The sequence below is a fragment of the Kitasatospora sp. NPDC051702 genome (assembly GCF_040681575.1).
GTDB lineage: Bacteria > Actinomycetota > Actinomycetes > Streptomycetales > Streptomycetaceae > Kitasatospora.
Genome location: NZ_JBFAZB010000017.1, coordinates 103,949 through 118,815, shown reverse-complemented (window position 1 = coordinate 118,815; position 14,867 = coordinate 103,949). Strand labels below are relative to the sequence as shown.

15 protein-coding genes are annotated in these 14,867 nt (G+C 74.9%); 13 read left to right on the top strand and 2 right to left on the bottom strand.

Features of this window, described 5'->3' with window-relative positions; all coding sequences use genetic code 11:
• The first annotated feature begins 594 nt into the window (after nucleotides 1-594).
• Entirely contained in the window at nucleotides 595-2,079 is a 1,485-nt protein-coding gene (locus AB0N04_RS17180) for a SulP family inorganic anion transporter (RefSeq protein WP_360220275.1), read from the top strand.
• A 241-nt stretch (nucleotides 2,080-2,320) separates the two neighbouring features.
• Nucleotides 2,321-2,617 (top strand): MTH1187 family thiamine-binding protein, encoded by a 297-nt coding sequence (locus tag AB0N04_RS17175; protein WP_360220219.1) that lies wholly within the window; start codon nucleotides 2,321-2,323, stop codon nucleotides 2,615-2,617.
• Nucleotides 2,618-2,738: 121 nt separating this feature from the next.
• Here AB0N04_RS17175 and AB0N04_RS17170 read toward each other — a convergent pair whose 3' ends face one another.
• Nucleotides 2,739-3,224: a DoxX family protein gene (locus AB0N04_RS17170; protein WP_360220222.1), complete on the bottom strand. Its 486-nt coding sequence runs from the start codon at nucleotides 3,222-3,224 to the stop codon at nucleotides 2,739-2,741.
• Nucleotides 3,225-3,370: 146 nt separating this feature from the next.
• On the opposite strand from AB0N04_RS17170, the gene AB0N04_RS17165 reads away from it, so the two are divergent.
• From AB0N04_RS17165 to AB0N04_RS17140, 6 genes are all read left to right on the top strand, one after another.
• Nucleotides 3,371-3,952, top strand: a complete 582-nt coding sequence (locus tag AB0N04_RS17165; RefSeq protein WP_360220225.1) for a TetR family transcriptional regulator — start codon at nucleotides 3,371-3,373, stop codon at nucleotides 3,950-3,952.
• Between the two features lie 76 nt (nucleotides 3,953-4,028).
• Nucleotides 4,029-5,423, top strand: a complete 1,395-nt coding sequence (locus AB0N04_RS17160) for an MFS transporter (RefSeq protein WP_360220228.1) — start codon at nucleotides 4,029-4,031, stop codon at nucleotides 5,421-5,423.
• Nucleotides 5,420-6,181, top strand: coding sequence for a glucose 1-dehydrogenase (locus tag AB0N04_RS17155; RefSeq protein ID WP_360220231.1), 762 nt, complete (start codon nucleotides 5,420-5,422; stop codon nucleotides 6,179-6,181). The genes AB0N04_RS17160 and AB0N04_RS17155 overlap by 4 nt, the downstream gene beginning before the upstream one ends.
• A 300-nt stretch (nucleotides 6,182-6,481) precedes the next feature.
• Complete coding sequence (locus tag AB0N04_RS17150) at nucleotides 6,482-7,402, top strand: sugar ABC transporter permease (RefSeq protein ID WP_360220234.1); 921 nt, start codon at nucleotides 6,482-6,484, stop codon at nucleotides 7,400-7,402.
• On the top strand, nucleotides 7,399-8,304 hold the full coding sequence (locus AB0N04_RS17145; RefSeq protein ID WP_360220237.1) for a carbohydrate ABC transporter permease: 906 nt from the start codon (nucleotides 7,399-7,401) through the stop codon (nucleotides 8,302-8,304). Before AB0N04_RS17150 ends, AB0N04_RS17145 begins: the two co-directional genes overlap by 4 nt.
• 154 nt (nucleotides 8,305-8,458) lie before the next feature.
• The gene (locus AB0N04_RS17140) at nucleotides 8,459-9,850 is read left to right on the top strand and encodes an ABC transporter substrate-binding protein (protein ID WP_360220240.1); all 1,392 of its coding nucleotides are present in this window, start codon (nucleotides 8,459-8,461) and stop codon (nucleotides 9,848-9,850) included.
• 227 nt (nucleotides 9,851-10,077) lie between these two features.
• On the opposite strand, the gene AB0N04_RS17135 is transcribed toward AB0N04_RS17140, so the two are convergent.
• Entirely contained in the window at nucleotides 10,078-10,347 is a 270-nt protein-coding gene (locus tag AB0N04_RS17135; protein WP_360220243.1) for a helix-turn-helix transcriptional regulator, read from the bottom strand.
• A gap of 126 nt (nucleotides 10,348-10,473) precedes the next feature.
• Here AB0N04_RS17135 and map point away from each other — a divergent pair, with 126 nt between their 5' ends.
• The 5 genes from map (at nucleotide 10,474) to AB0N04_RS17110 (ending at nucleotide 14,811) form a co-directional block, all read left to right on the top strand.
• The gene (gene map / locus AB0N04_RS17130; RefSeq protein WP_360220246.1) at nucleotides 10,474-11,241 is read left to right on the top strand and encodes a type I methionyl aminopeptidase; all 768 of its coding nucleotides are present in this window, start codon (nucleotides 10,474-10,476) and stop codon (nucleotides 11,239-11,241) included.
• 131 nt (nucleotides 11,242-11,372) lie between these two features.
• Nucleotides 11,373-11,870 carry a hypothetical protein gene (locus AB0N04_RS17125; RefSeq protein WP_360220249.1) on the top strand — a complete coding sequence of 166 codons (498 nt, stop codon included), beginning with the start codon at nucleotides 11,373-11,375 and terminating at the stop codon, nucleotides 11,868-11,870.
• 100 nt (nucleotides 11,871-11,970) lie between these two features.
• Nucleotides 11,971-12,663: an HAD-IA family hydrolase gene (locus AB0N04_RS17120; RefSeq protein ID WP_360220252.1), complete on the top strand. Its 693-nt coding sequence runs from the start codon at nucleotides 11,971-11,973 to the stop codon at nucleotides 12,661-12,663.
• An 81-nt stretch (nucleotides 12,664-12,744) separates the two neighbouring features.
• The gene (locus tag AB0N04_RS17115; RefSeq protein WP_360220255.1) at nucleotides 12,745-13,170 is read left to right on the top strand and encodes an acyl-CoA thioesterase; all 426 of its coding nucleotides are present in this window, start codon (nucleotides 12,745-12,747) and stop codon (nucleotides 13,168-13,170) included.
• A 147-nt stretch (nucleotides 13,171-13,317) separates the two neighbouring features.
• Nucleotides 13,318-14,811: an alpha/beta hydrolase gene (locus AB0N04_RS17110; protein ID WP_360220258.1), complete on the top strand. Its 1,494-nt coding sequence runs from the start codon at nucleotides 13,318-13,320 to the stop codon at nucleotides 14,809-14,811.
• Nucleotides 14,812-14,867: the final 56 nt, after the last annotated feature.

Genomic DNA, 14,867 nt, shown 5'->3' with positions numbered 1-14,867 from the left:
GGTCGTGCTGGTGTGCCCGTGGAACCGGGTGTTCCGGGCCTGGGTGTGGCGCCGGTGTGCAGGGCGGGTGAAGGGGAGGTGTCCGGTGTCGGGCCGCCCCGGGGCGCTGGGTACCGTCGGTGCCACGCCGGGCCCGGCAGGTCCGGCCGTGGCCGCGGCGGGGGGTGGCGGGGGCGGTCCGGAGCTCCGGTGGCCCCGCCTCGACCGACCCCTCCGTCGTCTGGATCCTCCGACCCGACGCCCGGCCCCCGACGCCCTCCGTCGTCCGGATCTTCCGGCCCGACGCCCGACGCCCGACGCCCGGCCCCCGCACCGCCTGGTGGTCCTCGCGCCACCCCGCCGGCAAGCCGCCTGCCGCCCCCGGCGCGCGCTCCGGCGCCCGTCCGCCACCGTCGTGTCCGCCCACGCCGCCCCCTGCCCAGTGACGGCGCGCCCGCGGTGCCGGGCGCGGGAAAGGAACGTCCCCATGCGTTGTTCCCCTGATCGCCCTGACCGCCCCCCGGTGGTGACCGGGTGAGCCGACCGCCCCGGAACGCCCCCGCGGGCCGCCCCCGCAAGCCCGCCCCGCCGGGCCGCGGCCGGAGCCCGCTCGCCGTGCTGCGCGCCGTCCCCTGGCGCCACGACCTGCCCGCCTCGCTGGTGGTGTTCCTGGTCGCCCTGCCGCTCTGCGTCGGGGTGGCCGTCGCCTCCGGCGTCCCGGCCGAACTGGGCCTGGTGACCGGCATCGTGGGCGGTCTGGTGGTCGGCCTGCTGCCCGGCAGCAGCCTGCAGGTGAGCGGCCCGGCCGCCGGGCTGACCGTCCTGGTCTACGACGCCGTCCAGCAGTTCGGCGTCGGCGCGCTCGGCCTGCTGGTGCTCGGCACCGGGCTGCTCCAGATCGTCATGGGGGCCCTGCGGCTCGGCCGCTGGTTCCGGGCGATGTCCGCCTCCGTGGTGCACGGCATGCTGGCCGGCATCGGGCTGACCCTGCTGTTCGGCCAGCTCTACGCGCTCGCCGACCGCCGGGCCCCGGCCACCGGGCCGGAGAAGATCGCCGGGCTGCCCCGCCTGCTCGCGGACGTGCTCACCGGCGCGGCCGCCCCGAGCGCGATCGCGCTGGGGTTGGGCACCCTGCTGGTGCTGGTCGGCTGGCGGTACGTACCGGGGCGCGTCGCCCGCGCGGTGCCCGCACCGCTGGCCGCGGTCGGCCTGGCCGCCGCCGTGACGGCCGCCGCCGACCTGCCGGTGGCCAGGGTCCGGGTGGCCGGACTGCTCGACGTCGTCCAGCCGCCGGGCGGCGCCGCGCTCGACGCCCTGGTCGGCACCGCCGGCCTCGGCACCGTCGTCGCCTTCACCCTGATCGCCTCCGCCGAGACGCTGTTCAGCGCCGCCGCCGTCGACCGGATGCACCACGGGCCGCGCACCCACTACGACCGCGAGCTGACGGCCCAGGGCGTCGGCAACACGGTGTGCGGACTGCTCGGGGCCCTCCCGATGACCGCGGTGATCGTCCGCAGCGCCGCCAACGTCCAGGCGGGCGCCCGCAGCAGGGCCTCGCGCACGATGCACGGGCTGTGGCTGCTGCTGTTCACCGCCCTGCTGCCCGGCGCGCTCGGGCTCGTCCCGCTGACGGCGCTCGCCGCCGTGCTGGTGCACGCCGGGGCGAAGCTCGTCCCGCTGCGGCGGATCGCCGCGCTGGGCCGGGAGCACCACGGCGAGGCGCTGGTGCTCGGGGTCACCGCGACCGCGATCATCGCCACCGACCTGTTCGAGGGCGTGCTGATCGGTGTGGGGCTGGCCGTGGTGAAGTCGGCCTGGCAGACCTCGCACCTGCAGATCGCCGTGGAGGAGCTGGTCCTGCCGACCGGGGCCGCGCTGCACCGCGTCCGGCTCAGCGGCAACGCGACCTTCCTGCGGCTGCCCCGGCTGCTGGACGCCCTGGAGCGGCTGCCCGCCGACCGGCCGGTGGAGCTGGACTGGTCGGGCCTGCGCCACCTGGACCACGCCTGCACCGTCGCCCTCGCCGCCTGGGCCGCGCAGCACCGGGCCCGCTCGACCGCCCCGCTGGCCGTCGAACCACCGCTGCCGACGGTGGCCTGAGCCCCCGTCGGAGGCCTGAGTCCCCGTCGGAGGCCCGAGCGCCCGACGGCTCCCGACCGCGGGTCGGTGGCCGCCCGCCCGTCCGCGCGCCGACCGTCCGTCGGTTCCGCTGCCGGCGCGGGGGAGTGTCTAGCCTGGTCGCGGTCCGGGGATTCCTCCGGGCCGCGACCGGTGCCGTCGGTGCTCCCGGCGCCGTCGGTGCGGTCGGTGTGTGCAGTGCCGGTGTGAGGAGCGCAGAACGGTGATCGCGGCGTTTTCGGTGACCCCGCTGGGGATCGGTGAGGAGGTGGGCGAGGCGGTGGCCGCCGCCGTCCGGGTGGTGCGGGCGAGCGGTCTGCCCAACCGCACGGACGCGATGTTCACCAGCGTCGAGGGGGAGTGGGACGAGGTGATGCCGGTGATCAGGGAGGCGATCGAGGCGGTGAAGGCCTACAGCGGCCGGGTGAGCACGGTCATCAAGATCGACGACCGGGCCGGGGTGACCGACGGCCTCACCGGCAAGGTCGCCTCGGTGGAACGGCACCTGGCGGAGGGCTGACCGCAGGCGGTCGGCCCGCCGCACTGCCGCGCCCGTGCCCGCCGGACGCGCGCCGGTCGGGTCGGAACGGTCGGCCGACCGTTCCGACCTTGACCGGTCAGTCGGCCGGTTGGTCAGCCGGTCAGCCGGTGGGCCCGGGCCGGGCGCCGGCCGGGGCGGGCTCGGCGGGCGCGGGTGCGTCGGCGTGCCGGGTGAGCAGCCGGTCCAGTGCGAACGGGCCGGAGCCCAGCACCGCGATGGCGAGGAAGGCCCAGCAGAACATCACGGAAGGCTCGCCGCCGTTCTGCAGCGGTAGCAGGGCGTGCTCCTGGTGGACGGTGAAGTAGGCGTAGGCCATCGAGCCGGAGCAGATCAGGGCGGCCGCCCTGGTGCCGACGCCGAGCACCACCAGGGTGCCGCCGACCAGCTGGATCAGTGCGGCCCACCAGCCGGGCCACTGCCCGGCCGGGACGGTGCCGCCGCCCTTCGCGCCGCCGAGGACGCCGAAGAGCGAGGCGGCGCCGTGGCAGGCGAAGAGCAGTCCGACGACGGCCCGAAAGGCCGTCAGGACGAGTGGGCGGGCGGCCTCGGCGGCCTGCCGGCGGGTGGCGGGGAGGTTCAGGGACATGGAAACGCCTCCTGTGGGGGGAGGAGGTACGGGGCGGTAAGGGTAGCTTTGGTCTAGTCCACTTGGCAATGCTCCGTCAAATGTCGATCACGCCCCCTCTTCGACCTTTCTTGACCGATCGATCTGGAAAGGGTTAGCGTCCTCCCATGGCGCGAACGAAGGAATTCGACCCGGACGCGGCGCTTCAGGCGGCGCTCGAGCTGTTCTGGCGGCGCGGCTACGAGGCCACCTCGATGGCCGACCTGGTGGAGGGGCTCGGGATCGCCCGGGCGAGCATCTACGCCACCTTCGGCAGCAAGCGCGAGCTCTACCTGCGCGCGCTGGAGCGCTACGCCGAGCAGACCGACCCGGTGCTGCTCGCCGAGCTCTCCCAGCCCGGGCCGGTGCTGCCGGCCGTCCGCGCGCTGGTCCGTCGGTACGCGACGGCCTCCGCCGAGGACGGGCTGAAGCGCGGTTGCTTCGTCACCAACACCGCGGTCGAGCTCGGTCCGCACGACGAGGCGGCGGCCCGCCGGGTGGCGGCCAGCCTCGGGCACCTGGAGACGGTGCTGGTCGCCGCGCTGGTGCGCGCCGAGGCACAGGGGGAGCTGCCCGCCGGGCGGGAACCCCGGGCGCTGGCCCGGATGCTGATGGTGCTGTTGCAGGGCATGCGGGTGATGGGGAAGACCGTCGACGGGGCGGCCAGGGTGCGGGACGCCGCCGAGCAGGCGCTGGTGCTGCTCGACTGACCCGCCCGCCGGGGGCGTCGGGATGCACTGCTGTGTCGATACTGGACCGAACGGTCGTATAAGGGGGGATTTTTTCATGGGTGCCACCACGGCCGCCCGTTCCGGCTTCGCGCTGCTCGGCGGCGTCCAGGCCACGCTGATCTTCACCATCGTGATCCTCTCCGTGCCGCTGCCCCTGGTGGCCCGGGAGTTCGGCCTCGGCCCGTCCGGCGTGCTGCTGCTCAGCGCCGCCTACGGACTCTCGTTCAGCTCCCTGCTCCTGCTCGGCGGCCGACTCACCGACCGCCACGGCGGCCGGCCCGTCCTGCGGGCGGGGCTCGCCCTGCTCGCCGTCGCCTCGCTCGGCTGCGCCCTCGCCCCCGGCCAGTCGGCCCTCCTCGCCGGCCGCTTCGCCCAGGGCGTCGGCGCGGCCCTCGCCGCACCCGCCGCCGTCGCGGTGGTCCGCGTGCTGCGCCCCGGACCCGCGGACCACCGGCGGGCGATGGCCGCCTGGGGAGGCCTCTCGGTGCTCGGTGCCACGGCGGGCAACCTGCTCTCCGGCGCGGTCACCGCCTGGGTCTCCTGGCGCTGGCTCTTCGCGGTGCCCGTACTGGTCTCCCTGCTCGGGCTCGCCCGCTCCGGCTCGCTGCCGCCCGCCGCTCCCGCCGGTCGTCGCCCGGCCCTGGACCTGCGCGGCGCCGTACTCGCCACCGCCGGTGTCTGTGCGGCGAGTTACGGCCTGGTGGCGTCCACCGAACACGGCTGGTCCGCGCCCGCCGTGATCGGCCCGCTGGCCGTCGGGCTCGCCCTGCTGCTCGGCTTCGCCGCCGCCCAGCGCCGCGCCGCCGACCCGCTGCTGCCGGCCGGCTTCCTTACCGACCGGCGCCGGGCCACCGCGCTCGCCGCCGTCACGGCCACTGCGACCGCCACCGCGCTGACCTTCCTGATGCTCGCCCTCTACCTCCAACAGCAGCGCGGCTGGGGCACCCTGGCCACCTCGGCCGCCTTCCTGCCGTACGCCGCGGCCCTGCTGCTGGCCGGCCGCCTCGCCGCCCCGCTGACCGCCCGGTACGGCGCCGCCGCGGTCACCACCGCCGGTCTCGCCCTCGCGGCCGCCGGCCTCGGGCTGCTGGCCGGCCTCACCCCCGGCAGCGGCTACGCCACCGGGCTGCTGCCCGGGCTGCTCCTGCTGCCCGCCGGCGCCGCGGCCGCCTTCGCCGGCTCCGCGGTGCTCGCCACCGGGGGCGTGCCGCCCGAACGGACCGGCCTCGCCGCGGGTGTCCTCAACACGGCCATGGAACTCGGCCCCACCACCGGCGTCGCCGCCCTGATGGCGCTCGCCGCCACCCGCCCGACCGTCGTCGGCGGCTACGCCGCGGCGTTCGCGGCGGCCGCCGCGGGGCTGGCGCTCACCGCCGTCGCGGTCGCCGCCCTGCCCCGAACCAGCACCACGACCGCAAGCACCGATCACCCCGAGGAGTACTCGTCATGACCACGCGTTTCGCCGACACGTCCGTCCTGGTCACCGGAGGCGGCAGCGGCATCGGCCGGGCCATCGCCCTCGCCTTCGCCCGGGAGGGAGCCCGGGTCGCCGTCGCGGGCCGCAGCGCCGGACCGCTCGCCGGGACGGTCGAGCTGATCGAGGAGGCCGGCGGCACGGCCGTAGCCCTGACCGGTGACGTGACCGACGGCCGGGACGCGGCCCGGCTGGTCCGCGAGACCGTCGAGGCGTTCGGCGCCCTGGACGTCGCCGTCAACAACGCCGGTGTGCTCGGCGCCGTCGGCCCGGTCGCCGAGATCGACGCGCAGGAGTGGGAGCGGGTCCTCACCGTCAACGTGACCGGCACCCTGCTCGCCATGCAGCACCAGATCGCCCACATGCGGGCCCACGGCGGCGGCGCGATCGTCAACGTCTCCTCCAACGTCGGCGCCCACATGCGGATCCCCGGCCTCGCGGCCTACGCGGCCAGCAAGGCCGCCGTCACCGCGCTGACCCGCACCGCCGCGCTGGACCACATCGCCGACGGCGTCCGGATCAACCTGGTCAGCCCCGGCCCGGTGGACACCCCGATGTCCAGCCGCCCCGGCGAGAGCGCCGCCGACAAGGCGGACCGGATGAAGTCCACCGTCCCGGTCGGCCGCCCGGGCGAGGTCGGCGAGATCGCCGCCGCCGTCCTCCACCTCGCCTCGCCGGAGGCCGGCTACACCGTCGGCGCCGACCTGGTCCTGGACGGCGGCATCACCGGCTGATCCCGCACAGGCGTCCCCGACGGCGGACCCGAGGGCCCGACGACCGGTCACCGACCGGTCGCCGAGCCCTCGTCCGTCGTCCCCCGCCCGGTCGGCGACCGGGCCCGCCCGGGGCCCGCGCCCCTCCGCGCGCGGCTGCCCCGGTGGGCGCCGCACCGCGCGTGCCCGGTCGGCCGGAATCTGACGCGAACGCGTAATCCTGCTGACACTCGTTGCTCATCGTGAGGTTTCCGACGCGTCGTGTGGGCAAGACACGGTTTCGGCCGGAACCGACGCAACGAAAGGCGGACGCGCCAACCCATGCCGACCGCACCGCACAACGCGCCCCACCCGGGCCGCCGGAGCCGCTGGGGCGAACACGGGCTCGCCTGGGCCTTCCTGCTGCCCTCCCTGGTGGTCTTCGTCCTGTTCATCGGCTACCCGCTGGGACGGACGGTCTACCTGAGCGGCCACGCCAACGACCTCTTCGGCGCGCCCTCCCGCTACGTCGGGGCGAAGCACTACACGGACCTGCTGACCTCGGCGGACTTCCGGCGCACCCTGGTCACCACCGCCCTGTTCACCCTGTTCACGGTGCTGCCCGGGGTGCTGGGCGCGCTGGCGCTGGTGCTGCTGCTGGAGAACCGGATCAGGGGCGTGCGGCTGCTGCGCTCGGCCTTCGCGCTGCCCTTCGCCTTCTCGGTGGCCAGCGCCTCCGTGGTCTTCGCGGTGTTCTTCAACCCGGCCAGCGGGGTGCTCAACGGCCTGCTCTCGCACCTCGGGCGGGGGCCGATCGGCTGGCTGACCGACTCCCGTTACGCGCTGCTCTCGGTGGCCCTCACCACGGTCTGGATGAGCCTGGGCTACAACGTCCTGGTGCTCTCCGCCGGCATCGGTTCGATCCCGCCGGAGATCGTGGAGGCGGCGCGCATCGACGGGGCGTCGGGCCTGCGACTGGCCCGTTCGATCACCGTGCCGATGCTCGGGCCGCACCTCTTCTTCCTGACCGTGGTCTCCACCGTGCACGCGCTGCAGAGTTTCGGCCAGATCCACATCCTCACCAAGGGCGGCCCGGACGGCGCCACCCGCACGCTCGTCTACTCCGTCTACGAGAAGGCCTTCGCCTACGGCTCCAGCGACTTCGGCACGGCCAGCGCCCAGGCCGTGGTGCTGCTGGTGGTCGTCCTCGCCTGTACGGCGGTCCAGTTCGGCGTCCTGGAGCGGAAGGTGCACTACGCATGACGACCCTCGCCACCGAGGCCCGGGCGGAGACCGGGAGCGAGTCCGGGGCGCCGCCGCGCCGGCGCCCCCTGGCCGGCCGCTCGCCGCGCGACCTGATCGGCCGCGCCGCCGTCCACCTGCTGCTCGCCGTCGCCGTCGTCACCGTGGCCTTCCCGGTGTACTACGCCGTCGCCGGTGCCTTCATGGGCCCGTCCGAGCTCTCCTCCTACCCGCCGGCACTCGTCCCGCACTCCGTCACCGGGCGGAACTTCGCCGGAGCCGTCGACACCGTCCCGCTGGCCCGGCAGTACGCCAACTCGGCGATCACGGCGACGGTCATCACGCTCGCCCAGCTGTTCACCTCGATCCTGGCCGCGTACGCCTTCGTCTTCCTGCCGCTCAGGGCGCGGGCCGCGGTGTTCGGGGTGTTCCTGGCGACGCTGATGGTCCCCTGGGAGGCCATCATCATCCCCAACTACCTGACGCTGTCGGGCTGGGGGCTGGGCAACACCTACTTCGGCCTGGTACTGCCCTTCCTCGCCTCCGGCTTCGGCACCTTCATGCTGCGGCAGGCCTTCCGCCAGCTGCCCGGGGAACTGCGGGACGCCGCGCGGATCGACGGCGCGGGGCACTGGCGGTTCCTGTGGCGGATCGTCGTCCCGCTCAACAAGCCCGCCCTGGCGGCGCTGTCGATCTACGTCTTCCTCTCCGCCTGGAACCAGTACTTCTGGCCGCTGATCATCACCCGCACGGCGAACATGCAGACCCTGCAGATCGGCCTCACCTCGTTGCGCGACTCCGAGATGTCGGACCCGGGCCTGATCCTGGCCGGCGTCGTGCTCTCCCTGCTGCCCACCCTCGCCCTGGTGGTGTTCGGCCAGCGCTTCATCGTCCGCGGGCTGACCGCGGGCGCCGTCCGCTGAGCCGTCGACCCGGAGCCCTCCGGCCGGTCGCTCCCGTACCGGGCACCGAGCACCGGGCACCGAGCACCGCGCACCTCGCACCGCGGGTTCCGGCTCCCGCCGCCCGTCCCGTCCGTCCGTCCGCGCCCGTCCCTCCCGACAGAGAGAGAACCCCGTGAACAAGAGTGCCCGCGCGCTCGCGGCCCTGCTGGTGGCCGGCCTGTCCCTGACCGCCTGCAGCTCCGGCGACTCCACCGCCGGCTCCGGCGGCTCCTCCGACGCCGCCCCCGGCGCCCAGGCGCTCGACCAAGCCACCGGTGTCACCGGCGTCGAGTTCTGGCACTCGATGACCGGCAAGAACGCCGAGGTCCTCACCGGCCTGGTCGGCCAGTTCAACGCGGCCCACCAGGGCAAGATCGAGATCAAGGCGCAGTTCCAGGGCAAGTACGACGACCTGGTCGCCAAGTACAAGGCGGCGGTGCAGCAGAAGGGCACCCCTGCGCTGGTGCAGGTCTACGACATCGGCACCCGGTTCATGATCGACTCCAAGCAGACCGTCCCGGCCCAGGCCTTCGCCGACAAGGACGGCTACCCGCTGGACGACCTCGACGCGAACATCCGCAACTACTACTCGGTCGGCGGCAAGCTCGTCTCGATGCCGTTCAACTCCTCCATGCCGCTGCTCTACCTCAACACCGACGCCTTCAAGGAGGCCGGCCTCGACCCGGCCCAGCCGCCCAAGGACCTCGCCGAGCTCGGCGAGCTGGCGAAGAAGCTGACCAAGAAGGACGCCGACGGCAAGACCGTCCGCTACGGCTTCGGCGCCGCGATCTACGGCTGGTTCGTCGAGCAGCTGCTCGCCGAGTCCGGCACCATGTACTGCGACCAGGACAACGGCCGTGGCAACAAGGCGGGCAAGGCGGTCTTCGACTCCGCCCAGGGCGCGCAGATCGTCCAGTGGTGGGCCGACCTGGTGAAGGGCGGCTACGCGGCCAACACCGGCCGCACCACGGACGACGCGCAGGCCGCCTTCAAGGCCGGCACCGTCGCCATGCACCTGGAGTCCACCGGCGTGCTGCGCGGCTACACCGAGGCCGCCAAGTTCACCGTCGGCACGGCCGCGTTCCCCAAGGTCGCGGCCACCGACCAGGGCGGCCCGGTGATCGGCGGCGCCTCGCTGTGGATCAGCGGCCCCGGCCACTCCGACGCCGAGAAGCGCGCGGCCTGGGAGTTCGAGAAGTTCCTCACCGCGCCCGAGCAGCAGGCCGTCTGGCACACCGGCACGGGCTACTTCCCGGTCAACCGCAAGTCCCTGGACGACCCCAAGGACAAGGAGTGGGTGGCCAAGTACCCGCAGTTCCAGACCGCCATCGACCAGCTCAAGGCGACCAAGCCGTCCCCGGCCACGGCCGGTTGTCTGCTCGGCGTGATGCCGCAGGCCCGCAAGGGCGTGGAGACCGCCATCGAGCAGACCATCGCCGGCTCGAAGAGCGCCCAGCAGGCGCTCACCGACGCGGCCAAGGAGCTCCAGCCCGCGATCGAGAGCTACAACAGCTCGGTCGGCTGACCCAGCCGCCCCACGACGGCCCGCCCGGCGCGGCACCACCGCCCGGGCGGGCCGTCGTGCGCCAGCCTTCGTGCGTCGAACGCCGTGGGTCGGCCGTCGTGCGTCAGCCGCCGTGGGGCAGCCGTCATGGGGCAGCCGTCGTGGGTCGAACGCCGTGCGTCGGCCGTCACGCCTCGGCCGTCGTGGTCCGTGCGCCGCGCACTCCTTCGCGCACCGGCCGTCGGGCGTCAGGCCGACAGTGCCTCGCCGCCCCCGGGCAGCACGCACGCCGCGGCGAGCTCGTCGAGGGAGAGGTCCAGCGCGAACGCCAGCGCCGCGATGGTGAAGAACGACGGGGTCGGCGCCCGGCCGGTCTCGATCTTGCGCAGCGTCTCCGCCGAGACTCCGGCCACGGCAGCCACCTCGACCATGCTGCGCTCGCCACGCGCCCCGCGCAGCAGCGCGCCGAAGCGCTCGCCGCGCTCGCGCTCCCACGGGGTCAGCGGAGTCCTCACCATGCCGCCGATTCTAGGCCCTCGCCGGCGGCCCCCGCGGGCCCGGCCCCTCCGGGCCGGTGTCCAGGGGCCACCAGGCCGTGATAGAAATACCGGTATAAGAATTGGAGCAAGGGGAGTCGCATCACCATGGTCGAAATCAAGACGGACGCCGCCCTGGAGGCCATGCGGGAGGCCGGGCGGGTCGTCGCCGACGCCCTCGCCGCGGTCGAGGCCGCGGCGGCGGAGGGCGTCAGCCTGCTGGACCTGGACGAGGTGGCACGCGGGGTGCTGCGGGCCGCCGGGGCCACCTCGCCGTTCCTGGGCTACCGCCCCGACTTCGCGCCGGTGCCCTTCCCCGCCGTCATCTGCGCCTCCGTGAACGACGCCGTCGTGCACGGCGTCCCGGACGGCTACCGGCTGCGCGACGGGGACCTGGTGAGCATCGACTGCGGCGCCGTCCTGGACGGCTGGGCCGGGGACGCCGCCGTCAGCTTCACCGTCGGCACCGCCCGCCCCGAGGACACCGCCCTGATCGAGACCGCCCGGCGGGCCCTGGCCGCCGGGATCGCCGCCGCCGTGGTCGGCAACCGCACCGGCGACATCGGGCACGCCATCGGCGCCGTCGCCCGGGCCGGCCGCTACGGACTGCTGGAGGGCTTCGGCGGCCACGGCATCGGGCGCCGCATGCACGAGGACCCGCACGTCCCCAACGAGGGCCGCCCGGGCCGGGGCTACCCGCTGCGGCCCGGCCTGGTGCTGGCCATCGAACCGATGCTCATCGCCGGCGGCCGGGACGACTACGGCACCGACCCGGACGGCTGGACGCTGCGCACCAACGACGGCAGCCGGGCCGCCCACGTCGAGCACACCGTCGCCATCACCGAGGACGGGCCGCGCATCCTCACCGTCCGTTGATCCCGTGGGGCCCGGCCGGGGCCCGGAAGCCCGTCGCGGCCGGAAATAACCATTCGTCACGAACCTTCCGTGTGACTACAGTTGGCGCGCTCGATCCAACGAACTGGTCCTCGATCGGAAGGCATTCCGGCATGAAGCTCAGCACGTTCAAGGGATCGTCGATCCGGCGAACCGCCTCCCGCGCCGCCCTGGTCGTCGGCGCGGCGGCGACGGCCCTCGGCCTGACGGCCACCGCGGCCGTCGCGGACACCACCGCGGCCAACTTCACGCTCAGCCAGCCCAACTGGCGCTGCGGGGAGTCCCGCATCTCCGGTAACACCAGGCTGACGTTCCAGTGCGACGGCAACCTGGTGCTCTACTACGGCGGGCAGGCGCTCTGGGCGAGCGGCACCTACTGGGGCAACTACATCCCCACCCAGGTCGACTGGTCGCAGAGCGGCTACATCATCCTGATCGACGACTTCGGGCACCACCTCTGCACCATCGGCGCGACCAACTCCGCGCCGGGCGGGCGGGCCAGGATCCAGGACGACGGCAACTTCGTCTTCTACAAGACCAACGGCGGTGCCGCCTGGGCGAGCAACACCTACGGCGCGGGCCAGGGCAACGTGGACTACTGCCACAGCTGACCGGCCCGCGCCTCGGCGCGGGGCGCGGGTGGCCGGAAGCCGGGCACCCGGCTTCCGGCCACCCGGTGGCCCCGCCGGGGTGCCCGGTAGGCTCGGCGGCGTGACCAAAGGTGTGATGTTCGACTTCTCCGGCACCCTCTTCCGGGTCGCCTCGACCGCCCAATGGCTTGACGCCTTCACCGCCGCCGCCGGCCCGGCGCTGAACGCCCGCGAACGCGCCGAACTGCTGGGGCGGCTGGAGGAGTTCGGGGCCCTGCCCGGCGGAGTGCCGCCGCGCCACGTCCCCGCGGAGGTCGCGGAGGCCTGGCGCACCCGCGACCTCACGCCCGAACGGCACCGTGCCGCGTACACCGCGCTCACCCGCGCGGCGGAGCCGCCCGCGGCCCTCGACGTCGACGCGCTCTACGACACCCACATGGCGCCGGAGAGCTGGCGCCCGTACCCGGACACCGCGCCGGTGCTGCGCGAACTGCGCCGCCGGGGCGTGCCGGTCGCGGTCGTCAGCAACATCGGCTGGGACCTGCGGCCGGTCTTCCGGGCCCACGGGCTGGACGGCCTCGTCGACGCCTACGTGCTCTCCTTCGAGCTCGGCGTCCAGAAGCCCGATCCGGCGATCTTCGAGGCCGCCTGCGAGCACCTCGGCCTGGCCCCGGCCGAGGTGCTGATGGTCGGCGACGACCGCACCTGCGACGGCGGCGCGACCGCCCTCGGCTGCGGTTTCCACCCGGTGGAGCACCTGCCGGTCGAGCAGCGCCCGGCCGGTCTCACCCCGCTGCTCGACCGGTTCGCCTGACCGCGCCCCGGACGGGCGTCCCGGCGCGACGCGACGCAGGTCACAGCCCGGCGCCCGGACGCCCGGAGTAGCGTGCGGGGCATGACCGATCAGGACTTCACGACGCGGATCACCGTCCGCGGGTACGAGACCGACGCCCAGGGCCACCTCAACCAGGCGGTCTACCTCCAGTACGCCGAGCACGCCCGCTGGGAGTACCTGCAGGCGGCCGGCATCCGGCAGGCCGAACTGGTGGCCAAGGGGGTGGGCCCGGTCGTGCTGGAGACCACGGTCAAGTACCTGCGGGAGCTGCGCGCGGGCGACGCGGTGGACGTGAGCTGCGCGTTCGTCTGGCGGGGCGGCAAGACCTTCCAGGTGGTGCAGCGCCTGACCCGGGCGGACGGCGTGCTCGCCGCCGAGGTGACCGGGGTCGGCGGCATCCTGGACCTCGCCGAGCGCCGCCTGGTCGCCGACCCGCGCGAGCCGCTGCGCGCGCTGGCCGCCGAACCGAAGCTGCTCGGCCTCTGAACCCCCGGCGGCGCGTGCCCCGATCCGCGGTGCTCGCGCGTGCCTGACAGTCCGCCAGGAGCGGTGCCGGGCCGGGGGATTGCCCCACCCCCGACCGGCCCGCTGCCCGGATGGGCCGGCCGCCCCCGGCGCAGCAGACTTCCCGGCATGCCGAACATCAACCGCACCCTCGCCGCCGCCACCGCGGCCGCCGCCCTCGCCGTCACCGCCCTGGTCGCCCAGCCGGCCGCGGCGGGCCCGGAGACCGCGGGGCGGGACCGCCTCGCCTGGACGTCCTGCCAGGGCGGCGCCGATCCCCGCCAGCAGTGCGCCACCGTCAGCGTCCCGCTGGACTACGCCCACCCGGAGGGCGAGCGGATCACCCTCGCCGTCTCCCGGATCGCGTCGGCGAAGCCGGGCCTGCGCCGGGGCGTGCTGCTGACCGTGCCGGGCGGGCCGGGCGGTTCCGGCGTCGACGTCCCGAGCAGTGCGGTGAAGCGCCTGCCGCAGTCCGTCCTGGACCGCTACGACCTGGTCGGCTTCGACCCGCGCGGGGTGGGTCGCTCCACCCCGGTCAACTGCGGCCTGGAGCACGACGACCTCGCCATGGTGAAGCTGCGCCCGTGGCCGGCCGCGGACGGCTCCGTCGACGGGAACCTGGCCACCGCCCGCAGGGTCGCCGAGACCTGCGCCCGCAACGGCGGCCCGGTGCTGCGCAGCATCTCCACCCGCAACGAGGCCCGGGACATCGACCGGATCCGGGAGGCCCTCGGCGAGCGCCGGCTCTCCGCCTGGGGCACCTCCTACGGCACGTACGCGGGGGCGGTGTACGCCACCCTGTTCCCCGGGCGCACCGACCGGATCGTGCTGGACAGCAACGACGACCCGGACCCGGCGCGGGTGGGGCGCGGCTGGCTGGCCGCCTTCGGACAGGGCGCCGAGGACCGCTTCCCGGACTTCGCCAGGTGGGCGTCGGCCCCCGGGAACCCGGACCGCCTCGCGGACACCCCGGAGGAGGTCCGCCCGCTCTTCCTGGACCTCGCGGCCCGCCTGGACGCCGTACCGCTGCCCTGGCCGGGCGCCAACCCGGCCGAACTGAACGGCAACGTGCTGCGCGAGACGATGCTGGAGAGCCTGTACGCGGACGCCAGGTTCCCCGGTCTGGCCCGGCTGGTGCTGGCGGCCCTGGGCCGCCGGCCGCTGCCCGCCCCCGTGGCGCCGCCCGAGCAGGTGCTGCAGAACACCATCGCGGTCTCCGTGGGCACGCTCTGCAACGACGTCTCCTGGCCCGCCGACCCGGCCGCCCTCGCCGAGGACGTGGCCGCCGAGCGCGCCGCCCGGCCACTGACCGCGGGCATGCCGGTGAACGCGATGCCGTGCGCCTTCTGGCCGTTCGCGCCCGCCGAGCCGCCGGTGCGGGTGACCGACCGGGGCCCGGCGAACGTCCTGCTGGCGCAGAACCTGCGCGACCCGGCCACCCCGTACCGGGGCGCGCTCCGGCTGCGCGCCGCGCTGGGGGAGCGGGCCCGGATGGTCACGGTGGACTCCGGCGGCCACGACGTGTACGTGGCGAACGGGAACGCCTGCGGTGACGCGGTGGTGACGGACTTCCTGGTCACCGGCCGTCGACCGGCCGCGGACACCTTCTGCCCGGCGGGCTGACCGGGCCGGGCCGGACCGCACTGCGGCGGTGCCGGGGTGACGGACCGTGGACGAAC